Annotated in this window: 22 protein-coding genes and 1 pseudogene; 10 read left to right on the top strand and 13 right to left on the bottom strand. The window is 65.7% G+C overall.

What is annotated here, in order from left to right; genetic code table 11:
• Positions 1-70: 70 nt before the first annotated feature.
• The 3 genes from ACIPVK_RS19310 to ACIPVK_RS19300 all read left to right on the top strand — a co-directional run bounded on the left by ACIPVK_RS19310 (position 71) and on the right by ACIPVK_RS19300 (position 3,645).
• Positions 71-1,459 carry a cation:dicarboxylate symporter family transporter gene (locus tag ACIPVK_RS19310; RefSeq protein ID WP_407613603.1) on the top strand — a complete coding sequence of 463 codons (1,389 nt, stop codon included), beginning with the start codon at positions 71-73 and terminating at the stop codon, positions 1,457-1,459.
• 123 nt (positions 1,460-1,582) lie between these two features.
• Positions 1,583-2,530 (top strand): phosphoglycerate dehydrogenase, encoded by a 948-nt coding sequence (locus ACIPVK_RS19305; protein WP_407613602.1) that lies wholly within the window; start codon positions 1,583-1,585, stop codon positions 2,528-2,530.
• 35 nt (positions 2,531-2,565) lie between these two features.
• A complete protein-coding gene (locus tag ACIPVK_RS19300) occupies positions 2,566-3,645 on the top strand; it encodes a tartrate dehydrogenase (RefSeq protein WP_407613601.1) in 1,080 nt (359 codons plus the stop codon).
• 331 nt (positions 3,646-3,976) lie between these two features.
• Here ACIPVK_RS19300 and ACIPVK_RS19295 read toward each other — a convergent pair whose 3' ends face one another.
• Both ACIPVK_RS19295 and ACIPVK_RS19290 read right to left on the bottom strand, forming a co-directional pair.
• Positions 3,977-5,539 (bottom strand): MFS transporter, encoded by a 1,563-nt coding sequence (locus ACIPVK_RS19295; protein WP_407613600.1) that lies wholly within the window; start codon positions 5,537-5,539, stop codon positions 3,977-3,979.
• Positions 5,532-6,032, bottom strand: a complete 501-nt coding sequence (locus ACIPVK_RS19290; RefSeq protein WP_407613599.1) for a MarR family winged helix-turn-helix transcriptional regulator — start codon at positions 6,030-6,032, stop codon at positions 5,532-5,534. The genes ACIPVK_RS19295 and ACIPVK_RS19290 overlap by 8 nt, the downstream gene beginning before the upstream one ends.
• 126 nt (positions 6,033-6,158) lie before the next feature.
• Between ACIPVK_RS19290 and ACIPVK_RS19285 the strand changes: the two genes are divergently transcribed.
• Positions 6,159-7,025 (top strand): inositol monophosphatase family protein, encoded by an 867-nt coding sequence (locus ACIPVK_RS19285; protein WP_407613598.1) that lies wholly within the window; start codon positions 6,159-6,161, stop codon positions 7,023-7,025.
• On the opposite strand, the gene ACIPVK_RS19280 is transcribed toward ACIPVK_RS19285, so the two are convergent.
• Positions 7,017-7,793: a hypothetical protein gene (locus tag ACIPVK_RS19280; RefSeq protein WP_407613597.1), complete on the bottom strand. Its 777-nt coding sequence runs from the start codon at positions 7,791-7,793 to the stop codon at positions 7,017-7,019. The two genes, ACIPVK_RS19285 and ACIPVK_RS19280, sit on opposite strands and share 9 nt — an antisense overlap.
• Positions 7,794-7,889: 96 nt before the next feature.
• Entirely contained in the window at positions 7,890-8,393 is a 504-nt protein-coding gene (locus tag ACIPVK_RS19275) for a DUF2087 domain-containing protein (RefSeq protein WP_407613596.1), read from the bottom strand.
• A gap of 45 nt (positions 8,394-8,438) precedes the next feature.
• Between ACIPVK_RS19275 and ACIPVK_RS19270 the strand changes: the two genes are divergently transcribed.
• Entirely contained in the window at positions 8,439-8,651 is a 213-nt protein-coding gene (locus tag ACIPVK_RS19270; protein WP_407613595.1) for a hypothetical protein, read from the top strand.
• A 71-nt stretch (positions 8,652-8,722) separates the two neighbouring features.
• On the opposite strand, the gene ACIPVK_RS19265 is transcribed toward ACIPVK_RS19270, so the two are convergent.
• Positions 8,723-10,399 (bottom strand): FAD-binding dehydrogenase, encoded by a 1,677-nt coding sequence (locus ACIPVK_RS19265; protein WP_407613594.1) that lies wholly within the window; start codon positions 10,397-10,399, stop codon positions 8,723-8,725.
• Between the two features lie 145 nt (positions 10,400-10,544).
• Here ACIPVK_RS19265 and ACIPVK_RS19260 point away from each other — a divergent pair, with 145 nt between their 5' ends.
• The 3 genes from ACIPVK_RS19260 to ACIPVK_RS19250 all read left to right on the top strand — a co-directional run bounded on the left by ACIPVK_RS19260 (position 10,545) and on the right by ACIPVK_RS19250 (position 13,720).
• Positions 10,545-10,871 (top strand): ArsR/SmtB family transcription factor, encoded by a 327-nt coding sequence (locus ACIPVK_RS19260; protein WP_407613593.1) that lies wholly within the window; start codon positions 10,545-10,547, stop codon positions 10,869-10,871.
• A gap of 36 nt (positions 10,872-10,907) precedes the next feature.
• Positions 10,908-12,863, top strand: a complete 1,956-nt coding sequence (locus ACIPVK_RS19255) for a heavy metal translocating P-type ATPase (protein WP_407613592.1) — start codon at positions 10,908-10,910, stop codon at positions 12,861-12,863.
• Between the two features lie 83 nt (positions 12,864-12,946).
• Positions 12,947-13,720 carry an alpha/beta fold hydrolase gene (locus tag ACIPVK_RS19250; protein WP_407613604.1) on the top strand — a complete coding sequence of 258 codons (774 nt, stop codon included), beginning with the start codon at positions 12,947-12,949 and terminating at the stop codon, positions 13,718-13,720.
• Positions 13,721-13,724: 4 nt separating this feature from the next.
• Here the strand turns inward: ACIPVK_RS19250 and ACIPVK_RS19245 are convergent, their stop codons facing one another.
• The 7 genes from ACIPVK_RS19245 to ACIPVK_RS19215 all read right to left on the bottom strand — a co-directional run bounded on the left by ACIPVK_RS19245 (position 13,725) and on the right by ACIPVK_RS19215 (position 20,990).
• A complete protein-coding gene (locus ACIPVK_RS19245) occupies positions 13,725-14,135 on the bottom strand; it encodes a cupin domain-containing protein (protein ID WP_407613591.1) in 411 nt (136 codons plus the stop codon).
• Positions 14,136-14,169: 34 nt separating this feature from the next.
• Positions 14,170-14,964 carry an IclR family transcriptional regulator gene (locus tag ACIPVK_RS19240; protein WP_407613590.1) on the bottom strand — a complete coding sequence of 265 codons (795 nt, stop codon included), beginning with the start codon at positions 14,962-14,964 and terminating at the stop codon, positions 14,170-14,172.
• A 51-nt stretch (positions 14,965-15,015) separates the two neighbouring features.
• A complete protein-coding gene (locus tag ACIPVK_RS19235; RefSeq protein ID WP_407613589.1) occupies positions 15,016-15,492 on the bottom strand; it encodes a nucleoside deaminase in 477 nt (158 codons plus the stop codon).
• Between the two features lie 114 nt (positions 15,493-15,606).
• Positions 15,607-16,863, bottom strand: coding sequence for an aminopeptidase P family protein (locus tag ACIPVK_RS19230; RefSeq protein ID WP_407613588.1), 1,257 nt, complete (start codon positions 16,861-16,863; stop codon positions 15,607-15,609).
• Between the two features lie 61 nt (positions 16,864-16,924).
• On the bottom strand, positions 16,925-18,325 hold the full coding sequence (locus ACIPVK_RS19225) for an MFS transporter (protein ID WP_407613587.1): 1,401 nt from the start codon (positions 18,323-18,325) through the stop codon (positions 16,925-16,927).
• Between the two features lie 152 nt (positions 18,326-18,477).
• Entirely contained in the window at positions 18,478-19,272 is a 795-nt protein-coding gene (locus tag ACIPVK_RS19220; RefSeq protein WP_407613586.1) for a creatininase, read from the bottom strand.
• A 122-nt stretch (positions 19,273-19,394) separates the two neighbouring features.
• Positions 19,395-20,990: a purine-cytosine permease family protein gene (locus ACIPVK_RS19215; protein WP_407613585.1), complete on the bottom strand. Its 1,596-nt coding sequence runs from the start codon at positions 20,988-20,990 to the stop codon at positions 19,395-19,397.
• A 175-nt stretch (positions 20,991-21,165) separates the two neighbouring features.
• Between ACIPVK_RS19215 and ACIPVK_RS19210 the strand changes: the two genes are divergently transcribed.
• Entirely contained in the window at positions 21,166-22,668 is a 1,503-nt protein-coding gene (locus ACIPVK_RS19210) for a PucR family transcriptional regulator (RefSeq protein ID WP_407613584.1), read from the top strand.
• A 52-nt stretch (positions 22,669-22,720) separates the two neighbouring features.
• On the opposite strand, the gene ACIPVK_RS19205 is transcribed toward ACIPVK_RS19210, so the two are convergent.
• Positions 22,721-23,392, bottom strand: a complete 672-nt coding sequence (locus ACIPVK_RS19205) for a GntR family transcriptional regulator (RefSeq protein ID WP_407613583.1) — start codon at positions 23,390-23,392, stop codon at positions 22,721-22,723.
• Between the two features lie 165 nt (positions 23,393-23,557).
• On the opposite strand from ACIPVK_RS19205, the pseudogene ACIPVK_RS19200 reads away from it, so the two are divergent.
• A pseudogene (locus tag ACIPVK_RS19200) lies at positions 23,558-23,731 on the top strand (serine hydroxymethyltransferase); the annotation flags it as partial.

The following is a 23,731-nucleotide window of genomic DNA, read 5'->3' as shown; positions in this document are numbered from 1 at the left end:
CCCCCCCCCCCCCCCCCCCCCCCCCCACCTCTCCATTTTTCTCTGTCGGCTGTGCAAAGGAGCACTCACGATGTCATCCCGCACCATTCAAGATCCGCAGCATTCCGCACCACCCAAGCAACGATCCCGGTTCGGCCGGCTTCTGCGCGAACTCTGGTTCCAAGTCGTCCTTGGTGCCGTCCTGGGCGTCGCCGTCGGGCTGCTCGTACCAGCCGTAGGATCCCAACTCACCCCCCTTAGCGACTGGTTCATTGCACTGGTCAAAATGATCGTGATCCCCGTCGTGTTCTGCGTCGTGTCGCTGGGTATCGCCTCCATGGACAGTCTCCGCAAGGCAGGCCGCATCGGTGTCAAGGCACTGTGCTACTTCATCGTTCTCTCACTGGCGTCCATGCTCATCGGACTCTTCGCCGCCAACATCTTCAAGCCCGGCGAGGGCATGAACATCGATCCCACCAAACTGAACGCCAGCAGCGTGCCGGTGCAGGAGGGAGCCCAGGTCAGTGGATTGGATTTTGTCAACCACATCATCCCCGAGTCACTGTTCGGTGCGCTCACCGGCCACACGATCCTGGCCGCCCTCCTGGTGGCCATCCTGTTCGGCGCCGCCCTCAACGCCTCCGGCGAAGCCGGGAAGCCGATCACCGTGGCAATCCAGGCCCTCCAGACGGTCATCTTCAAGATCGTCTACTGGGTCATGCGGCTGGCGCCCATCGGCACCTTCGGCGCCCTGGCGGCCGTCGTGGCCAACTATGGCACACAGAGCCTGCAGCAGCTCGGGTATCTGATCTTGGTCTTCACCGGCACCTGCGTCGTTTACATCATCGTCGTTCTGGGTCTCATCGCCCGGGCGTGCGGCATGAACATCTTTGCCGTGATGCGCTATCTCAAGGAAGAGCTTTTGATCGCGCTGAGCACGTGCTCCAGCGAGGCCATTCTTCCGCAGCTGATCAAGAAGCTTGAAGCCATGGGTGTCGGCAAGTCCACCGTGGGCATCGTCATTCCTTCCGGGTTCTCCTTCAACCTGGACGGTTCAGCCGTCTACCTCACCATGGCCTCGTTGTTCCTCGCCCAGGCCGTCGGCGTGGACCTCGACTGGACCCAGCAGTTGGCCATGGTCGGCGTCATGATGCTCACCAGCAAGGGGACCGCAGGGATCGCCGGCGGTGCCTTCATCGTCCTCGCCAGCACGCTCAGCACCGTGGGCGGCATCCCCCTTGCCGCACTGGCGCTCATTGTCGGCATCGACCGGATCCTCAACGAGGGCCGGGTGTTCATCAATGTCCTGGGAAACGCGATGGCGGCAGTGGTCATCGGCAAGTGGGAAAAGGACTTTGACCCCGTACAGGCCCGTAAGGCCTTGGAAGGGGCAAACCGCAAGAAGCCCAACACACGGACGACTCCGGAATTCACGAAACCCGTGGAAGCCGTGAAAGCGGACAAGGTCGACGTCCATTAATAACACCAACCCATAGTCAGGGCCGCCGCGCAGACACCGCGGTGGCCCTGACCCGCGTTCAGCTCCCGGCGCGCACCAACAAAGACATTGACCTACTCAACCGAAGAGGAACCCGAAGGCATCATGTCCGCCCGCATTCTCATCACCACCGATTACCTCCGACCCGGGGACACCGTCGATCGACTCCTGAGGCAGCACGGCCTGGAACCGGTATATTCACCCTGGCGGGGCCCCAGGGACACGGAAGCCCAACGCTCCCTCTTCGACGGTGTCGCCGGGGCCATCCTCGCCAGCGAACCAGTCACTGCGGACATGCTCGCCCGCGCCCATACCTTGAGGGTCATTGCTCGCAGCGGTGTCGGCTACGACTCCATCGATGTCGCGGCAGCAACCGGCCATGGCATACGCATTTGTAACACCCCCGGTGTGAACCACCACGCCGTCGCGGAGATGGCCATCGGCCTGATGATCATGGCCGCACGGAACCTCCGCGCCGTCATCACCTCCGTCAACCAGGGGCAGTGGCCACGCGGTGCCGGACGTGAGCTGCATGGAGCAACCCTTGGCATCATCGGATACGGGCCCAGCGGACGTGCCACCGCAAACCTGGGTGCTGCCCTCGGCATGACTGTCCTGGTCAGCACCGCCCACCCCGACAGCAATGGCAATGCGGTCCAGTTCACCGATCTCGACACCGTCATCCGCGACTCCGACTACCTCTCCCTGCACACCCGCGGAGGCCAGAGCGCCGGCAAACTCATCGACGCGTCCAGGCTTCAAGCGATGAAACCCACCGCCGTCCTCATCAACACGGCCCGCGGCTCACTCGTGGATGAGAAGGCCCTGGCCAAGGCACTTTCCGACGGCACCATCGCCGGCGCTGCGCTGGACGTGCTCGAGAGCGAACCACTGCCCGGCGACAGCCCCCTTCGGGGCCTGGACAACGTGCTCATCACCTCCCACCTCGCCGGACAAACGATCGAGGCCCGGACACGGGCCGGCCTGGCGGCCGCGCACGCCGTCATCGACGTCCTCGAAAACCGCGAACCGGCACACCCGGTCGACCGCTAACCCCGAACACCCACCAACGACGAAGAAGGAACCTGATGTCGAAACCCCACCGCATCGCAGTCATTCCCGGCGACGGAATCGGCACCGAAGTCGTGCCCGAAGGCCTGCGCGTTTTGGACGCCGCAGCCTCAGCCTTCGACCTGAACCTCAGTTACGAACACTTCGACTATGCCTCGGCTGACTATTACACCCGGCACGGAAAAATGCTGCCCGACGGATGGTTCGAGGAACTGAACCAGTTCGATTCCATCTTCTTCGGCGCCGTCGGCTGGCCCGACGTCGTCCCCGACCACGTTTCGCTGTGGGGCAGCCTCCTGCAGTTCCGCCGCCATTTCGACCAGTACGTCAGCCTCCGCCCGGTCAAACTCCTGCCCGGCGTGCCCAGCCCCCTGACCGGCAGGGTCCCGGGCGATGTCGACTTCTATGTCGTGCGCGAAAACACCGAAGGCGAATACTCCAGCATTGGCGGAAAGATTTTCGAAGGTACCGACCGCGAAACCGTGGTCCAGGAAACCGTCATGACCCGCACCGGCGTGGATCGGATCCTCAAGTACGCTTTCGACCTGGCACAAAGCCGACCCAAGAAGCACCTGACCTCCGCCACGAAGAGCAACGGCATTTCCATCACCATGCCCTACTGGGACGAACGCGTCGAGCAAATGGCCAAGCGTTTCAGCGACGTGAATGTGGACAAGTACCACATCGATATCCTGGCCGCTAACTTTGTCATGCACCCCGACTGGTTCGACGTCGTCGTCGCCAGCAACCTCTTCGGCGACATCCTCTCCGATCTCGGACCCGCCTGCACCGGAACCATCGGCATTGCCCCCAGCGGCAACATCAACCCCGAACGCAGATTCCCCAGCCTCTTCGAGCCCGTCCATGGCTCCGCCCCGGACATCGCCGGCAAGGGCATCGCCAACCCCATTGGACAAATCTGGTGCGCCGCCATGATGCTCGACCACCTGGGAGAACCCGAAGCCGCGGACGCCATCACCACCGCCATGGAAACCGTGCTCGCCCATGGGCAACAAGCGCTCACCCCCGACATGGGTGGCAACGCCACCACGAAGGAACTGGGCAAAGCAGTGGCGTCGGCACTGAGGGCCCCATGACCCCATCTGCCGGCCACCACTCCATGTACAAAGCCGAGCGCGGGATAGATGAGCCGACAGACTCCGCCGTGGGCGCGCCGAAAAGACCACAAAACTCGCCGTGGCGTTCAGGGGGCAACTTGGTCGGTGCGGAGATTTCCGCCTGAGACTCCGGCATTTCCAGCGAGGGTTGAGAGTCAACGACGCGCCCATTTCCGGGCGTCTCTGCGATCGTGGCAGTCACCTGCCCCGCAAGCGGCCCGGGACCCCTGCAAGGGTTTGGTACGGGCATCCCGTACCAAATCCTCCGGATCGAATGCGGGACCCCGGGCACCGGATCCGGACGCCGGAACTAGACCGTCCGGCGCAGCGGGACTTCCTTGATGAACAGGATGCACACCAACCCGACGACGGCGACGATGGCCGAGGTCATGAACACCACGCCGGTGGCATCGCCGAAGGCCGTCTCGTACATCAGGCGCACGGCAGGCGGCATCTCCGTGAGGTTCAGCGACGTTCCGCCGGCGGCGACGCCGGTGGACCCGTCCGGCGAAACCAGGTGCGCCGATTTCAGCGCATCGAGCACCAGCGCCGAGACCTTGTCCGAGAGCATGGCGCCAAGCACCGCCACGCCCGCGGCCCCTCCGACGGCGCGGAAGAACGCGACCGAGGAACTGGCGGTGCCGATGTCGGTGACCTTGACGGTGTTCTGCACCGCCAGGACCAGGTTCTGCAGCATGAAGCCCATGCCCAGCCCGTTGAAGAACATGCCGGCGGCAAGGACCCAGTAGTTGGTGTCGTGGGACATCGTGCCCAGCAGCCCCAGCGCACCGACGTTCAGGATGGCGCCGATGACCAGGAAGATCTTCCAGCGCCCGAAGCGGGAGATCAGCTGGCCGGAGAAGACCGAGCCGAAGAGGTTGCCCGCGATCATCGGCAGGGTCATGACCCCGGCCAGGGTGGGGCTCGCCTCGCGGGCCACCTGGAAGTACTGGCCCAGGAAGGCACCGGAGCCGAACATGGCCACGCCGATGGAGATCGAGGCCAGGATAGCCAGGGCGGTGGTGCGGGTGGCGATGATGCGCAGCGGGATCACCGGTTCCGGGACCCTGCCCTCGACCCAGAGCAGCAGCGCGATGAGCACCAGCGAGCCGCCGACCATCGCGTAGGTCTGCCAGGAGTTGAACTCGTAGAAGCCTTCCTTGCCCACGTAGGAGACCCAAATCAGCAGCACCGAGACCGAGATGGTCACCAGCACCGCGCCGGCCCAGTCGATGTAGACCTTGCGCGGGACGTGGGCGATGTGCAGGGTCTTGTGGATCAGCCACATGGAGATGATGGCGATGGGCACCCCGATGAAGAAGGTCCAGCGCCAGCCCAGCGGGGAATCGACGATCAGCCCGCCCAGCAGCGGGCCGCCGGCGGTCGCCGCGGCCATGACGCCGCCGAAGTAGCCCGAGTACTTGCCGCGCTCGCGCGGCGGGATGACGGTGCCGATGACCGCCATGCCCATGGCGGTGAGCCCGCCCATGCCGATGCCCTGGATGACGCGGGCGCTCATGAGCATGGGGATGTTGATGGCGAATCCCGCCAGCATGGAACCGCACACGAAGATGACGATGCTGATTTGCAGCAGCTTCTTCTTGTCGAAGAGGTCCGCCAGCTTGCCCCAGATCGGGGTGGTTGCGGCGTTGGCCAGCAGGGCCGCGGTGAGCACCCAGTTGAAGTCGGTCTGCGTGCCTTCCAGCGCGTCCATGATCGTCGGCAGCGCAATGGAGACAATCGTGGTTGCCAGCATGGCGGCGAAGAAGGATGCCAGCACGCCGGTGATCGAGCGCAGCACCTCCTTCTGGCTCATTTGGGGCTGGTCGCCGGGGCGCTCTCGCGTCCGGTCGACCGATTGCTGCTCAGACATGGGGGTTCTCCTCCGGGGCGTTGGGGGCCGTGGCGTTCTTGACGTGGATGGAATCCAGGCCGGCACGCAGCACCTGTTGGATGTTGTTCACGGTGGCCGCGGCCGCGGCGATTTCCGCTTCGTCCCAGTCCTTGAGCAGTCCGGCCAGCACCGTGGCGCGCCTGTCGTAGGCGGATTCGAGTTCCTCGACGCCGCGGGGCGTGAGGGAAATCAGTTGGGCGCGGGCATCGGTGGGGCTGGGGGTGCGCACCAGCAATCCGGAGCTTTCCAGCTCAACGACTTGGCGGCTGAGCGCCGCGGGTCCGATGCCGATCCACTGGGCGATGTCGGTGGCGCGGGTGGGCTGATTGCGCTGGATGTAGGCCAGCACGCCCAGGCCCGCGAAGCCCACCGACTGCTTTCCTTCGCCGAGGTGTTCGACGCAGCGCAGCGTGCGCTTGAGCGCGGTGAGGCTTTCGACCAGTTCAAATGTTGGGGTTTCGCCGCGTGGCAACGGATCGCTCTCCTTCGCAAATATAGTTGACCAAGGCTAATGTTGCCTTCTGCAACCATATGGTGAATTTAGTTGCCCCGTCAAACTAATTTGGCGCAACTCACAGCGGCGCTAGGCTGGTGGATCGTGAGCACCGAAAATTTCAGCACCTCCGACAACGCCCTGGCCGCGCGGCTGCGTTCGATTGCGCTGGACGCGGCGCGGCTGGCCGCACCGGTCCTGCGCGGGGCGTTCCGCCAGGACGTGGAACGCGAAAACAAGACCAACGCCCATGACCTGGTGACGGCATTCGACCGGCGGAGCGAAGAGATCATCCGTGGACACCTGCTGGCGGCCGAGCCCGACTCCCGGGTCCTGGGTGAAGAGGGCGGCAGCACGGGTGCCGGCAGCATCCAATGGATAGTCGACCCCATCGACGGCACCAGCAATTTCACCCATGGGGTCGCCTTCTTCTGCATTTCCATTGCGGCTGCCCGCGACGGGGTGCTGCTGGCGGCCGTCGTGCTCGACCCGATCGCCGGGCTGGAATTCACCGCCGATGCCCAACACGCCTACCTGAACGGCACGATCCTGTCTCCCGGCGCCCGCCCGGACCAGCGTCACGCGAACATCATGACCGACTACCCCTCGGCCGAGGCCCTCGAACTCGACGGGGAGGCGGGCCTGCGCGAGTTCGGCGCCTGGGTTGGCGCCTTTGCCACCGTGCGCCGCAAGGTCTCCGCCGCACTGGCCCTGGCCCATGTCGCGGCCGGCTGGTGCGATGCAACCATTGGCTTCGACACCAAGCCCTGGGACATCGCCGCCGGTGCCCTGCTGGTGCGCCGCGCCGGCGGCAGGTACCTGGGCTACCGCTACGACGGGCTCACCCTGCCGGACCACGAGGCGCCGTGCTTCCTGGCCTTGGGGCCGGGCGCAGACTACCCGGTGCTGGATGGATCGATCCGCCGGATCATCGCCGCCCGCAACGCGGTGGGCGCGGGCGGGTCAGCCTAGGTCGCGGGCGCTGATCTCCTCGGGGAAGTCCAGGTCCTCGACCTTGCGGACCAGGACGTCGCTGAGCATGCATTCGGCCACCGCGTCGCTTCCGGCATCGGTGCTTTCCACCAACAGGTTTCCCGCCGAGTCGTAGATCCGGCAGCCGACCTCTCCCCGCTTGCCCTCCAGGTTCGTGACGACGAGCCCGCCAAAGAGCGTCGACGCATCCACGGTGCTGCGAAACGGGCGGGAATGGTTGGTCGTCTCCGGCATGGCCGAGGTCGTCGTCAACGAGAGCACATATCCGTCGGTGCCCTCCGCTTCGAACTCAAAGCTCTGCGTGTTGTCGTAGAACGAGAGGATCGTGGAAAGCAGCACGGCGTAGAGGATCGAGACCAGCAGCCCGAACGTGCCGGTCACCAATGCCGTGACGCTGAAACCGCGGCTCCTGATCCGCTTGGCGATGCCCACGATGCCCAACACCATCGCCAGGGGACCCAGCACGAAGGAGACGAAGCCGAGAAACGGGACCAGGGACACCGCGGCCGCCACGATTCCGGTCACCATCGCAAAGGTCGTCATCCCGTGTGTGCGCGGCGGCGGCTGGTTGCCGCCGCTGCCGTAGTAACCGTAGTACCCGCCCGGCGGATACTGGCCCGGATACGCGCCCTGGTACTGGCCGGGGTACGGCTGCTGCCCGGGTGCGGGCCGCCCCGCGTACCCGCCGGGAGACGACCACGATCCGTGGTGGGGATCGCCGCCCGGGCGGGCATACGGGTCAGACATGGGTCTCCTGGAATGTATGGGAACGGAGCGGCAGGTGCCGCAATCCGTACACATAAGAAATTACTCCCTTGCGAGCCGTGGACACAAACACCCTGGCTAGTCCGAGCCGTCCGCCAACCGGTACGCGGACCCGTCCGGCTGGCGCAGCAGCATCCCGTAGTCGACCAGGTAGCGGCGCAGGAGCACCGGGTCGTCGGTGAACTCCTCCAGCTTCGAGGTCAGTTCGGCCTCGGTGAGCCGCTGCCCGTGCCGCAAGACCTTGCCTGCAACCACGCGCAGCAGGCCCAGGCGTTCCTCGTGCTTCCGGGGATAGCGGTCGATGCGGCCCGCTTCGTCGAAGTAGCGTTCGCTGCCCGTCCGCTGATCCCGACGTGCTCCGGCGGCCAGCACGCGGGCAAAGACCTGTTCGTCCACCAGGCCCCGTTCATCGAGCAGGCCGGCGCTGGCGAGGTTTTGCCGGGCCTTGGCCCGGCGCTCGGGCCGCAGGTCGCTTTCCAATCCCAGGACCTGCTGGGCGTAGTAGCGGCGGGTCTCCTCGTTGGCCAAGGCACCAAAAACCTGGCGCCAGTCCCCCGCGGATTCCTGCACTGGATCCTTCATGGTCTATCCCTCGTTTTTCCTTGTTGTTCGGCTTACCCTGAGGACATGGCTACTCTATTTCATCGAAATGCGCAGACTGCCGTGCACCACCACGGCGGCGGATCGATCATCCTTGGCGGAATCCTGGCGATGTTGTTGTTCGCGATATTCGCCATCTTGCTGTTTGCCGTACAAGGGGCCTGGGAACCGATGATGATCGGCATCGCCTTCGGCCTTTCGGCAGTGCTCTTTGGCACGGCGTACCACTTCACGCACTGACCGAACCCACCTCGCCGGGCCACGAACATCCCAGACCCCCGGCATCCGGGACGGGACGTTGGTGGCTCGCCCTATGTCCGCTTCCCGGCCCCCGCCGCGTGCCGGCCGGCCGCCCTGCCGCTGAAGAGGCAGCCGCCCAGGAAGGTGCCCTCGAGCGCACGGTAGCCGTGGATGCCCCCGCCGCCGAAACCTGCCGCCTCTCCCGCCGCATAGAGTCCCGGGACCGGGTTCCCGCCGGCGTCCAGTACCCGCGAATCCAGGTCCGTCTGGATCCCGCCCAACGACTTGCGCGTCAGGATCCTCAATCGCACGGCGATCAGCGGGCCGGCCTTCGGGTCCGTGATGCGGTGCGGCTTGACGCTGCGCACCAGCTTGTCGCCCAGGTAGTTCCGGGCCGAGGTGATGGCCGAGATCTGGCCGTCCTTGCCGAATCCGTTCGCCGTGGCCGAGTCCCTGGTCTCGAGCACCCCGGCGACCTGGGCCGGATCCAGGAGGTCTTCCCCGGCCAGCCGGTTCATCTTGGCCACCAGCTCATCGAGCGTGGCCGCCTGGACGAAGTCCTCGCCGTGGTCCAGGAAGTCCTGGACGGGGCCGGGGACATCCACTCGCGCCCGTGCCAGTACGGCGCGGATGTCCTTGCCGGTGAGGTCGGGGTTTTGCTCGGAGCCGGAGAGCGCGAACTCCTTGCCGATGATGCGCCGGTTGAGGATGAACCAACTGTGGTCGTGCCCGGTGCCGCGCAGGTGTTCGAGGGTCCCGAGCGTGTCGAAGCCGGGCCACAGTGGGTCGGGCAGGCGCTTGCCGGTGGCATCCAGCCACAGGGAACTGGGCCCGGGCAGGATGCGGATTCCGTGGTGCTTCCATACCGGGTTCCAGTTGGCGATTCCCTCGGTGTAGTGCCACATCCGGTCCCCGTTGACCAGTCGGGCACCGGCCCGGTGGGCGATGTCCAGGCCGCGCCCGTCCACGTGGGCGGGCACTCCGGAGACCAGGTCCCGCGGCGGGCTCCCCAGTCGTTCCGGCCAGGCCGCGCGCACCTTGGAAAGATTCCCTCCGATGCCGCCGGTGGCAACGATGACCGAGGGGGCAAAGTATTCGAAGTCCCCGGTCTTGGTGCGGTTGGTGGCAACCCCGCGCGGTGCCGGATCATCGGCAAGCACCGTGCCGCGCACCCCGATGACGGCACCGGAGTCGGTAACCAGTTCGTCGAGTTGGTGCCGCCAGAGCATCGTCAGCTGGCCCTTGGCCTCGGCGATCCGGGCCGCCCGGATGAACGGAGCCAGCAGCCCCGGCCCGGTCCCCCAGGTGACGTGGAAGCGCGGCACGGAGTTTCCCGGACCTTGGGCTCCCGCCCCGCCGCGTTCGGCCCAGCCGACCACCGGGAAGAACCGGATGCCGCGTTCATGCAGCCACTCGCGCTTGCCCCAGGCCGCCCATTGGACGTAGGCGCGGGACCACTCGCGGGCCCAGCCATCCTCGTCGCGGTCGAATCCCGCGGTGTTGTCCCAATCCTGCAGAGCGAGGTCCAAGGAATCCTTGACACCCAGCCGACGTTGTTCCGGCGAGTTGACCAGGAAGATCCCGCCGAAGCTCCAATGGGCCTGACCGCCGAGGTTCGCCTCGGATTCCTGGTCCAGCAGCAGCACGCGTGCCCCTGCCGCGGTGGCCTCGGTGGCCGCCACCAGCCCGGCCAGGCCGGCACCGACGACGATGACATCGAAGTGTTGCGAATGCGGGATGTTCGACATGGATCCACCCTAGCGCCGAAGTGGCGCGGGCCACACGCACCGCATCCTCGGAGGCGCGGCATGTGCCGCGACGGCGCGCTCGACGGACCAGCCTCCACCTCAATACACTCTTTTATGAATTCATCATTCGATGTACTCTGGTTTCATGGAAACCTTGACCAATGCCCCGGTCCTTGCCCGCTTCGGGTATGCGGTGTCCGACCCGACCCGCGCGCGGATCCTCCTGGCGCTGGCCTCGGCACCCGCCTATCCTGCAGATCTGGCCGATTCCCTCGGGGTCTCGCGGCAAAGCATGTCCAACCACCTTTCCTGCCTGCGCGGCTGCGGCCTGGTCGCGGCCATGCCAGATGGGCGGCGAAGCCGGTACGAGCTTGCCGATGCGCGACTGGGCCATGCCATCAAGGACCTCATCGGCGTGGTCCTGGCCGTGGACCCGGAGTGCTGTGCACCGGACGGCGACTGCCGTGCCTGACGCGCTTTGTCCTGAACCACCGACCGAGTTCCTGGCATGAGCGACGCTTGTTGCGGCCACGACGCCCCGGCAGCGCAAGAGCCCGGCCCCGGACCAGGCAAAACGAGGTTCTGGCAGAGCACCGAAATCCGCCTGGCATCCCTCTCGGGTGTTCTGCTGCTGGCCGCCTGGGTTACGTTCCTGCTGGGCACACCGGACCGGGTGGTGCTGCTGCTGCAGGTGGCAGCTCTGCTTCCAGCGGCCTCCACGTTCGTTCCGTCTTCCCTGCGCAGGCTGGCCAGAGGCAAGATCGGCGTGGGAACCCTGATGACCATCGCCGCCCTCGGCGCCCTTGCGCTGGGGCAGGTCGCGGAGGCCGCGGCGCTGGCCTTCCTCTATTCCATTTCCGAAGGCCTGGAGGAATACTCGCTGGCCAAGACCCGGCGGGGCCTGCGGGCACTGCTGGATCTGGTGCCCCAGGAGGCAACCGTTCTCCGCGGCGGCATCGAGACCACCATCCCGCCGCAGGAACTGGTCGTCGGCGACCTTTTGGTCCTGCGACCCGGCGAACGGCTGGCCACCGACGGAACCGTCCGCTCGGGTACCACGGCGCTGGACACCTCGGCGCTGACCGGTGAATCCGTGCCCGTCGAGGCCGGCCCCGGAGACGCGGTCTTTGCCGGTTCCATCAACGGCACCGGACCGGTGGAAATCACCGTCACCAGTCCCACGGAGTCGAACTCGCTGGCCACGATCGTGCACATCGTCGAGGCCGAGCAGTCCCGCAAGGGCACCAGCCAAAGGCTGGCCGACAAGATCGCCCGCCGGCTGGTTCCGGGCATCCTCGTCGTCGCGGCCCTGATCGCGGCCTATGGCCTGCTGGCCGGCGAACCGGTCCTGTGGATTGAGCGTGCCCTGGTCGTGCTCGTCGCCGCATCCCCATGCGCCCTGGCGATCTCCGTCCCGGTGACCGTCGTGGCGTCGGTCGGCGCCGCCAGCCGTGCCGGGGTGCTCATCAAGGGCGGGGCCGCCCTCGAGTCCCTGGGCAGGATCCGCACGGTCGCCCTGGACAAGACCGGGACACTGACCGCGAACAAGCCTTCGGTCATCGAGGTGCTGACCGCGGAGGGCCAAGGCAAGCATCACGTCCTGGGCCTTGCCGCCGCGTTGGAGTCGCGCTCCGAGCATCCGCTGGCCCGGGCCATCCTGGCTTCCCGTCCCGGTGTCCCCGCGGCCCGGGACGTGGAAACCGTTCCCGGGGCCGGGGTGCGCGGAACGGTTGCCGGGGCACCTGCAAGGTTGGGCCGCCCGGGCTGGATCGACGCCGGGGCCCTGGCCGCCGACACCGAGCGGCTGCAGGAATCCGGTGCCACCGTGGTTCTGGTGGAGGAAGCGGGAGCGCTCATCGGGGCGATCGCGGTGCGCGACGAACTGCGCCCGGAGGTGCCCGGCGTCGTGGCGGAACTGGCCCGAGACGGCTACGACGTCCTGATGCTCAGCGGCGACAATCCCCGCACCGCCGGGGCACTGGCCAGGGAAGCGGGCATCACCACGGTGCACGCCGATCTCCGCCCGGCGGACAAGGCCCGAATCGTGCGCAGCCTGCAGGAGTCCGCTGGGGTGGCCATGGTCGGGGACGGCGTCAACGACGCCCCGGCGCTGGCCACCGCAGACGTGGGGATAGCCATGGGCGCCATGGGAACCGACGTGGCCATAGAGACCGCCGACATCGCGCTGATGGGCGAGGACCTGAACCACCTGCCGGCGTTGCTCGCCCACGCGCGGCGGACCCGGTCGATCATGCTGCAGAACATTGGCGCGTCGCTGGCACTGATCGCGGTGCTGATCCCGCTGGCATTGTTCGGCACCCTGGGCCTGGCCGCGGTGGTGCTGATCCACGAGCTGTTCGAGGTCTTCGTCATCGGCAACGGCGTTCGCGCCGGCAACGGTGCGGCCTTCCGGCCCGCCGCCGGGCACCGGGTTCCGAGCCGTGCCCCGGGCGTTCCCGCGTAGCCGCGCGACCAGTTGCCGGTACGGGGCGGTGTTAGCGTTCAATCGTGCACTTCGTTGAATTTGGGTCCGGAACCCCGATCCTGATGGTCCATGGGTTATGCGTGGACCATCGCCTGCTGCTGGGACTCGATCCGGTGTTTGCCGCGCGCGGCACGTGGCGCCGGGTCTACATCGACCTGCCCGGAATGGGCGGATCCGCCGCCGGGTCCGAGGTGCGGAGCACGGATGCCGTCGCCGATGCCGTCGTGTCCTTCGCGCGGAAGGCCTTCGGGAACGAACGATTCGCGATACTCGGCAATTCCTTTGGCGGAATGATTGCCAGCCACCTTGTGGCCGAATTCGGGGAACAAGTACTTGGCCTGGCGCTGCTGTGCCCGGTGGCGGTGGCCGACCACGGACAGCGGGTCCTGCCGCCGGCCACGGTATTGCACAGCGACCCTCGGCTGCTGGCTTCCCTGGACCCCGAGGACGCGAAGGCCTATGCGGAGATGGCGGTCATCCAGTCCCCGGAGAACTGGGCCCGTTTCCGCGACTCCGTGCTGCCTGGTCTGCGGGCATTCGACCGTTCGGCCATCGGCCGGATCGCGGGAAACTATGCGTTGGCGCGCGAACCCGAGCAACGCCCTGCCGGGTTCGCCGGCCCGACCCTCGTCATTGCGGGGCGGCAAGACCACATTGTGGGCTTCGAGGACCAGGTTGCGCTGGCGGAGCGTTACGCCCACGCCACGGTTTCGGTCCTCGAAAACGCCGGCCACAACGCGCACCTTGACCAGCCGGAGCTCACGGCGGGCCTGCTGGATCGGTGGCTCGCCAGCATGGAGGCGTCGCGGCCCGCCGGCACCGGCGCCGCACGCTGAGCACTCACGGTGTGCCGGTTCGCGCTGCCCTTGCCTTGGCAACCGACCCGAAGGCGGAGAAGTCCTTGTGCCCCTCCTCGCCCCAGACCACCAGCACGCGCAGGGTGTCCTCCCCGGTGTTGCGCAGGTCGTGTTCCACCCCGGCCGGGGCCAGGACGCTGTCCCCGGCCCGCAGTTCGTGGTGCTCCTGGCCCACGCGCATCGACGCGGTGCCCGACAGCACCAGGTAGAACTCCTCCAGGGCCATGTCGTGGCGGTGGTGGGTGTGCATTCCCTCGTGTCCGCCGGGCGGCAGTTCCCAGGTCTGGATGGCGACGGGCATCTTCATCTCGTCGACGAAATGGAATTGCATGCGGGTCTCGGTGCCCTCGTGCAGGGCGTAGTCAAAGGTGTGTGCACCACGTGGTTCAAACATGCCGCTCCCCCTGTTCGATGGTTGCGCCGTCGGCTCAGGCCGGCGATGCGCCTAGGCGCATGCTGATTTGCCGTGCCGCCCGCACGCATGCGGCACCGAGTTCCTCCAGTTGTTCCTTCGAGACCCGGTAGTACGGGGCCGCGATCATGGCGCTTGCCACCACGGTGCCGCGGTGGTCGAAGATCGGCGCGGCCACGCCGACCTCGTCGGGCGAGGTCTCGCCGTGGTTCGCCGCATAGCCCCGCTCCCGCACCGTCTCCAGGCGCTTGAGGTAGGCGGCGCGGGCACCGGCGGTGTTCGCGGGCAGCACCACGGCACCGGATTCCAGCAGGCCCGCGGCGCGGTCGGGTGCCTCGTGGGCCAGGAAGACCTGGACCGAGGCGCTAAGCGCGGTGTTGTAGCGGCTGCCCATGGCCGAGGTGTGCTTGACGTGGTGGATACTGGGAATCTGCTCGACCGAGACGGATTCGGCGCCGTCCCAGATGGTCAGCACCGCGGTTTCCCCGGTGTCCGCGGCCAGTTCCGCCAGGAACGGGTAGGACACCCGTCGTACGTCGAGGTTGGCCAGCAGCGGGCCGGCGACCGCGATGAGGCCCAGCCCCAGCGAGTACTTGCGGGTGGCCTCGTCTCGGGCCACGATGCGTTCCTGCTCCAGCGTGGCCAGGATCCTCGAGATGCTGGATTTGTGGAGCCCCACCCGGGCGGCGATTTCCGTGACGCCCAGCACCGGGTTCTCGACGGTGAAGCACCGCAGCACGTCGATGACGTTGACGATGACCGAGGCGCCGCGCGGTTCCGCGGTGGTGGTTTCGGCCGTTTGGGCAACCATGGGGATTCCTCCGGTGGGTGGGGTGCTGGTTGGTGCGTTCACAGTTGTACGCTACTGGGCCGTGTCGGGTTGTGCCTCGTCGACGCCGATGTCTTCGTTCCAAAGTCCCGGGTTCTGGGTGACGAAGTCTTCCATGAGCGTGGTGGCCCGGGCATCGTCGATGACCACGACGTCCACGCCGCGGGAGCGCAGCAGTTCGAGCTCGCCGGGGAAATTCCGGTTCTCCCCGACCACCACGCGCCGGATGCCGAAGAGGATGATCGATCCGGAGCACATGGCGCAGGGCGCCAGTGTGGAGTACAGGGTGGTCCCGGCGTAGGAGGCACGGCGTCCGGCATTGCGCAGCGCGTCGATTTCCCCGTGCGCCGTCGGATCCCCGTTTTGCACGCGGCGGTTGCGGCCGGCCCCCAGCATCACGCCGTTCTCGAAGATGCTCGAGCCAATGGGCACCCCGCCCTCGCCGGCACCCAGGCGGGCCTGTTCAAGGGCGGTGGCGTATCCGGCGCGGTCGTGTTCGTCCAGGATCATGGCGAGGGGCTCGATTCTTTCTCGGATGCGGGGATGACGGTGGCCATCGGAAAGGGGGCGGCGGGGCACACGCGTGCACTCCACCGCCCCCCCCTCCATCATGCCAGTTCGATGCTAGGCATCAATGATGTTGTTTTCCGGGCCGAAGCCGAACTTGGTGATGTTCTCGACTCCGCCGTCCTCGCCGATGACCAGGATGTCGTGCTCGCGGTATCCGCCGGCTCCCGGCTCGCCGTCCAGGACGGTGATCATCGGTTCCATGGAGACGACCATGCCCGGCTCCAGGACCGTGTCGATGTCCTCGCGCAGCTCCAGGCCCGCCTCGCGGCCGTAGTAGTGCGACAGCACGCCGAAGGAGTGGCCGTAGCCGAAGGTGCGGTTGGGCAGCAGGCCGTGGCCGATGAAGATCTCGTTGAGCTCCGCGGCGATGTCCTTGCAGACCGCTCCGGGCTTGATGAGCTCGAGGCCGCGCTTGTGCACCTCGACGTTCACGTTCCACAGCTCCAGGGAGCGGGCGTCCGGCTCGCCGAGGAACAGCGTGCGCTCCAGGGCGGTGTAGTAGCCGGAAGTCATCGGGAAGCAGTTCAGCGAAAGGATGTCCCCGCGCTGCAGCTTGCGGGTGGTGGCCCAGTTGTGGGCGCCGTCGGTGTTGATGCCGGACTGGAACCAGACCCACGTGTCGCGCACTTCGCGGTGCGGGAAGGTCTTGGCGATCTCGTGGACCATGGCCTCGGTGCCGATGAGGGCGACCTCGTATTCGGTGATGCCCTCGCGGATCGCGGCCTTGATGGCCTCGCCGCCCAGGTCGCCGATGCGCGCACCGTGCTTGATGACCTCAATCTCCTCGGCGGACTTGATCATGCGCTGGCGCATGGCATCCTGCGAGACATCGACCAGGGTGGCACCGTCGAAGGTGGCCGCGATGGCCTGGCGGGTCATCAACGGAAGTGCGTCGTCTTCGACGCCGATGCGCGAGGCCTTGACGCCGTTGCGCTTCAGGGCTTCCTGCAGGCCGTAGTAGAAGTTGTCGCGCTTCCAGTCGGTGTAGACGATGTTGTCTCCGTAGCTGGTGCGCCACGGCATTCCTGCGTCGATGTTCGCGGTGATCGTGGTCGAGCTGTCAGCGGTGACAACCAGCGCGTAGTTGCGGCCGAAGGTGGTGTACAGGAAATCGGAGTAGTACTTGATGCCGTGGTAGCTGGTCAGGATGACCGCGTCCAGTTCCTTGGCGGCCATGATCTTGCGCAGGCCGGCCAGGCGGCGTTCGAACTCGGCGTCCGAGAAGGTCAGCTGCTGCTTGGTGCCGTTGTGAAGCGTCTTCAGTCGCTCGAGCTCGGAAACGTTCGTTGCGTTGGCAGGTGCAATGGTCATGGTTTTCTCCTTTGGGTTGTTGATGTGTGGTGTTGGTATTGGGGGGAAAGGCCGGGGAGGGTCAGGCGAGGGCCTTCTTGCTGGTCTCCACCGAGCAGGCGACGGCGACCAGCGAGATGGCCGCCGCGCCCATGAGGTACCAGCCCGGGGCGAGCAGGCTGCCGGAGGTTGCGATCAGCAGCGTGGCCACGAAGGGTGCGGTGCCGCCGAAGAGGGCGTTGGAGAGGTTGAAGGAAACGGCGAATCCGGAGTAGCGGACCCGGGTGGGGAACATTTCGGCCAGGTAGCTTGGCAGCGTTCCGTCGTTGAGGCTGAGCATCCCACCGAGCAGGACCTGCACGAGAAGGATGATGACGAAGTTGCCGGTGTCTAGGAGCATGAACGCCGGCACGGTGAGCACCACGAAGAGGATCGAGGCGCTCATCAGGACCTTTTTGCGCCCCAAGCGGTCGGAGAGCATTCCGGTGAGGAAGATGAAGCCGATGTAGGTCAACAAGGCAACCGTGGTCGCGACGTAGGATGCGGTCTCATCCATGCCCAGTTCCTGGGAAAGGTAGGTGGGCATGTAGCTGAGGATGACGTAGAAACCGACCGCGTTGAGCAGCACCGCGCCCACGGCCTGAAGTAGTTGGCGCCAGTGGTTCTTGAACAGCATGCTGACCGGGGCTTTGATGACCTCGTCTTCCTTGGCCAGTTCCTTGAAGACCGGCGAATCCTCGAGCCTGGTGCGGATATAGCGACCGATCAGGCCCATGGGCGCTGCCAGCAGGAACGGCAGGCGCCAGCCCCAGGACTGCATCTGCTCCGGCTCAAGCAGGCCAGTCAGCAGTGCCGCCAGCAGCGAGCCCAGCAGTAGGCCGGCGGCCGTGCTGGCCGGAACGACGGCGGCATAGAGGCCGCGCCGGTTGGCCGGAGCATATTCCACCAGGAAGGCGGATGCTCCCGCATATTCACCCGAAGCAGAGAAGCCCTGGACGACGCGGATGATCAGCAGCAGGATCGGGGCCCAGACTCCGATGGTGTCGTAGGACGGAATCAGTGCGATGCAGAAGGTTGCGGCGGACATGATCAGGATCGACCAGGACAGCGCCTCGCGGCGGCCGATCTTGTCGCCGAGGTGGCCCCAGACGAACCCTCCCAGGGGTCGGACCAGGAAGGAAATCGCGAAGAGTGCGAAGGTGAGCATCAGCCCGGTCGCCGGGTCGGAATCCGGGAAGAACACCGAGGTAATGGTGACGGCCAGGTAGCCGTAGACCGCATAGTCGAACCATTCCACGAAGTTGCCGATGAAGCTTGCGGCCACGACCTTGCGGCGGGTCTGCTTTCCGATCCCTGCCGGGTCCGGGCGCTGCTGGCCGCTCAACGTGGGGCCAAGATCGTTTGTCGAGGCATTGGCGAGCGTGCTCGTTGCAGAACGCGCGTGGGCGTCATTGCCGTTTGCGGAGTTTTTGCGCTGAATCATGGGGGACCACCAGAAAGTTTTTGAGTTGCATTCTTTGCAACACTGTTGCGTAGACTCTATTTGTGCGTTGTGTCACTGTCAAGGGTTGGGTTCTCCCTCAAACACCCTTGACTTTTTCGGGGTTTCGAATGGCCCCGGGGCCCCGCGCTCGTCTATCCCATGCCGACAACCTGCAGCGGCAGCGCGTACTCGGCCTCGATGGCCCGGGCCACGGAGCGGGTCACCGCATCGAAAAGAAGCCGCCCCCGTTCGGCGCTGGCGCCGGTCGGCGAGGAGAGACATCCACTGGCCGGGGTGCGCGAGGGATCCTCGGGGAAGACGTCGTAGGCCTTCAGCTGCGCCGGCGGATGCTGGACGGCCCGGGACATGTCCACCTTGTCCGGGTGCAGCAGCATCATCAAGGATGTCTCCAACACCCCTCCATGCTCGATGTCCCAGCCCAGGAACCCGTCGGGGAAGACCCTTGCCAAGGTCTCTTCATCTACAAAGTCCCAATAGGAGAGGAGCATGGCGCGGGCATCGAGTCCGATTTCCCGGGAACGGCCCACGGCGATTTCCAGCCCCTCGTAGATGAACTGGTAATTCTCGAAGTGGCCGTTGAGGATGACGACCCTCGTGAAGCCCTGGGCGATAAATGACCGCGCGATGTCTTCGACCTGGCCCGTGAGCGTCGAGCCACTCAGGCTCGTGGTTCCGAGCCGGTGGTTGCCGCCACCGGAGCGCGGCTGCGACTTGTAGCCATAGGAAATCGTCGGAGCGACCAGGGCGCCGAGCTTCGACGCAACGGCGCCGGCAAGGGTCCGCGACAGCATCGCGTCGACGCCCAACGGCATGTGCGGGCCGTGTTGCTCGGTGGCACCCGCAGGAATGATGACGGTTGCATGGGGCTGGGCCACGTATGCGGCATAGGTGTCCGCATCGATGTCTTCAAGAAAAACCGACTGCATCGAGATGCTCCTTGTGGTCATGGCGTACGGGGCTGAAGCCCCGTGAGGCGTGGCGCGGGCCGCGTCAAGGTGGATAAGGGGAAGATGAAGAACAAGTCAGCGCGACGGCGGGCTGCCGGCGGCTAGGATCCGATCGGGTGCCGATCGGGGTCTTGCTCGTGGGCCGAAGGCGCCGTGGTCGCAGGGTCGTCGATCCGCTGCTCGGCGAGCAGGAACTCCGCGCTGCCGTGCTGGCGAATGAACTCCGCGTCGGAGCAGTCAAGCTTCAGTCCCAGCGGCACGCCTTGTTCGATTCGGGACTTGAATCTGTTCAGCCCCAAGACGTAGTACAAGCCGGCGCTGGTGGCGGTTCCGGCCAGCCAGGAGAAGTCGATGCCGCCCACCGCGGTGGCGATCGGTCCCTGAAGTGCCGGGATCGACCCGTACATGCACATCCAGGTCATGAAGATGCCGCCGGCGAAGGCAATGAATGCCGCGGGGTTGAAGGACTTGAGCTTGGTCGACCTGGGATCAAGGAACAGGTAGGAGAAGTCCTTGTGGCGGCGTTCGAAGACGAAGTAGTGGACCGCCATGATGCCGCCCCAGGTGGCAACCCAGGCCGCGATGGCAATGATCCAGTTGTGCAGGACCTCGGCGAAGTCGTGGGCGAAAAGGAATGCGATGACGGCGGCCATGGACAGGACACCGACCAGGAGGGAAAGCTTCTTTCGCGAGACATTGATGTCCAGTGCCTGCGTTGCAACACCGAAGGTGTACATGTTGATGATGTTGGTGGCGATCGGCCCGTGGATGACCAGCAGGATCACGGGGATCGACAGGGTGCCGAAGGACTCCACGATCAGCTGTCCGGGGTCGGCGGTGCCGTTCTTGGTGGCAAGGCTGGCACCAAGGATGCCGAGCCAAACGACCGGGAGGAACTGGCCGAGAACGCTGACGATGTAGAGCTTGTGGGTCTTGATGCGCTTGGAGACGAAGCGGGAGTAATCCGGCGCGTAGGTGAACCAGCCAATACCCCAGCCGATCCCGATGGCGGTCATGATCGAGGACATTGCCGCGATGCGCGGCATGCCGGTGAGGACCTCGCCGACCGGACCCTGGTAGCTCCAGTCGATGTCGAGCTGGGTCCAGGCGAGGATCGACATGGCGATCAGCACGATGATGGTCGGGGGCATGGTGATGCGCTCGAAGCGGGCGATGGCCTTGTAGCCGCGGTAGCATATGGCCACCTGGATGGCCATGATGACCGCCGCCGTCGAGATCTTCCACATCAGGTTGGCTGCGGTTGGGTCGACCCAGCCGATCATTCCGAACAGGGCCATGATCAGGTCGAGGATGACCCAGGTGTTGACTGCCGACCAACCAATGGCGATGACCGCCTGGATGGCGGCCGGCAGGTAGGCGCCGCGGCGGCCAAAGGCTCCGCGGGCCAGCAGCATCCCGGTGGCGCCGGTCCGCTGCCCCAGGATCACGAAGAATCCGAAGCCGAGCATGCCGATGACGTTTCCGGCAATCAGCACGGTCAGGGTGTCGGCAAGGCCCAGTCCCAAGTGGATGCCCAGGGCACCGAGGATCCAGTTGATGGGGGCGACATTGGCCCCCGCCCAGATCCAGAACTGCCCGGAAAGTTTGGTGGTCCTGGCTGATTCGGGAATCGGCTGAAGGGAGTCCTCGACCTCATGGGTCACGCTTTCAGATGAACTGGCAACATCTCTACTCATTGGTTCACTCTCTCGACTGCGGTGGTTCGACAAGAACTTATCCACCAGCGTAGGAGTGATCTTCACCACCTAGTACACTCAAAATGTATATTTATACTCCAGTCTTGGTGACAAAGTGTCACCTAGCGGCACTTCCGCTCATCAGCCGTTCCATTTCCACCCCAAGGATCCGTGCATGCTTCTCCGCCTCAAGGACGTTCTGGCCAGTCCCCTCTTCGCCAAGGCGCGGCCGCGCATCGTCGCCGGCGCCGACCAGGTCCCGCACAACGGGGTCCGCTGGGTGCACTCCAGCGAGGTCCTCGAGATCGCGCCATTGTTACGGGGCGAGGAACTATTACTCAGTGGCGGCCAGACACTCCTGGCTCTGCGCCCCGAAGCCCAGGTCCAATACGTCCAGAGCCTGGCGGAGCGAAAGGTCGCGGCGCTTGCCATTGAGACCGCCGGACTGAACAAGAGCCTCTCCCGCGAGCTCATTGATGCAGCGGAAGCCGCCGGGCTGCCCCTGATCGAATTGCGCGCCACGGTTCCTTTTGTGGAACTCGCGGAAACCATCAACCGCGGCATCGTCTCCGCGCATGCCTTGGCGCTGCAGCGTGCCGACGAGATCTCCCAGCGCCTGGCCCACCAGATCGCCACCTCCGGCCCCAACCTGGCTCCGTTGATTTCGTTGATCGCGGAGGCCCTGGAGGCGAACACCCTTCTGGTGGACCTGGGCGGCATCACCCTGGCCAGCAGCCGCGGGGTCCCCGAGGACGAGATCGGGATGGAAATCGTCTCCGACATCTTCGTCAGCGACGTGGTCGGCGCCAGGCTGCACCTGGAAAGCCGGCACCCGTCCGAGCGGGAACTGCTGACCACGGTTGCCGAGAGGCTGGGCAGCATCCTGGCATTGGCCCTTTCCCAGCACCACCGGCCCACGCGCTCGCAAATCGCCGATTCGGCACTGATGCAGGCCATCATCCGCAACTCGGGCGACGGCGAGGTCAAGGACCTGTGCACGAGGGTCGGGCTCGAGGTGAATGTCCCGGTGGCCGTGGTCATTTTCCGCGGCGTCGAGCTGGGCCGGATGCGTAGCACCCTGGAACGGATCCTGCGGCGCAACAGCCCGGACATCAAGACATACCTCGATGGCGACTACCTCTATGGGCTCATCCCGCTCAGGGGCCGCTCCCCCAAAGAGGAGAGGCGGAAGATCCTCAGGGGGTTGCGCGGGGAAATCGGTGCGGTGCCCGTCCAGGGCGTCCTTGGTCCATGGGTAGCCGACGCCACGCACGGTTCGTGGTCGCTGCAGGAGGCGTTCCTGACCGAGCGGCTGGCCCTGCCCATGCCGGATTCCGGCGGGCTGCGTGATTGCGAGGACGTGGTCCTTGAACGCCTGTGCGTCCGGGAGCTGGGGCGCGACTCGGTGGACCGCTTTGTCCAGGAGAACCTTTCGGACCTGATCGGCCACGACACCATGCGCGCCGGCGACCTGGTGGCAACCCTGGATGCGTGGCTTACCTCGGGGTGCAATTCCACGGCCGCCGCAGCGTCCCTCTTCATGGAACGCCAGACGCTGCACAAGCGGCTGAACAAGATCTTCGAGCTGCTGGGCGGTGATCCCCGCGGGACCTCACGCCTCGCGGCCCTGCAACTGGCCACCAAGCTGGCCACGTCCAGCGTGGCCGGCGGAAAGTAGGTTCCCCGCCGCGCGGACTCTTCTCCCCGCGTCCGCGCCGACAGTTCCCGTCCTAGAGCACCGCGCGAATCGTCCGCTCGAAGCTGGTGATGTGATCCAGCGCCATGGCCTCGGCCTTGTCGGCCTCGCCGGCTACGATGGCTTCGAGCAGGTCGACATGTTCCTCGATGTGCCCGGAGACCGACGGGACCTTGTCCAGCACCAGGCACCAGATGCGGGTGGCCAGGTTGTCCAGGCGGATCAGCGTTTCCTCGAGGTGGGGGTTTCCCGCGGCCCGGTAGATCAGCCGGTGGACGCTCAGGTCGTATTGCATCAATCCGCGCTTGTCGACCTTCTTCTCCCCCAGCCGACCGATGTCCTTGGCCAACGCGCGGAGGGCGTCGCGGTCCGCGTCCGAGGCGCTGAGCGCGGCCTTGCGGGCGGCCAGCGGCTCGAGGGAACGCCGAAGCTCGGAGACGTCGGCAAGTTCGGTGATGTCTACGATCGTGGCAAACGTGCCGCGGCGCGGATAGGAAACCACCAGGTGGTCGATCTCCAGGCGCTTAAGCGCCTCGCGCACCGGCGTGCGTCCCACGCCGAGTTCAAGGGCCAGCTGTCCGTCGTTGATCGGCTCCCCGGGACGGATATCCAGCATGATCAAGCGGTCGCGGATGTCGCGGTACGACTGCTCGGCCAGGGATACGGGTTCGCCCAACACCTCCGGGCTTGCGGTGACAGTACTCATGCGGATGTCTCCTTCACTTTGCCGAGGTACGGATTCACTGTAGTTCGATCGGCTTCACGACTTATTTGCCATGGCCATTGACACTATGTGATCCCCATCATAGCATTGCAACCAGTTCTGATATATCAATCATAAACAACTTGTACTTCAAGGAGTGAATACTGGATGACGGCCCTGAACACCACGCTTGTCGAGTCAACGCTGACCCAAAGCATTGCCACCCTGGATCCGGAGATCGCGGAGCGCATCGACGCGGAGCTGGCGCGCCAGCAGCGCGGGCTGGAGATGATCGCCTCGGAGAACCACACGGCCCTTGCGGTGATGCAGGCGCAGGGTTCG

The organism is Paeniglutamicibacter sp. MACA_103 (assembly GCF_045798555.1).
Classification (GTDB): domain Bacteria; phylum Actinomycetota; class Actinomycetes; order Actinomycetales; family Micrococcaceae; genus Paeniglutamicibacter.
This window is presented reverse-complemented; position numbering and strand designations above follow the sequence as displayed.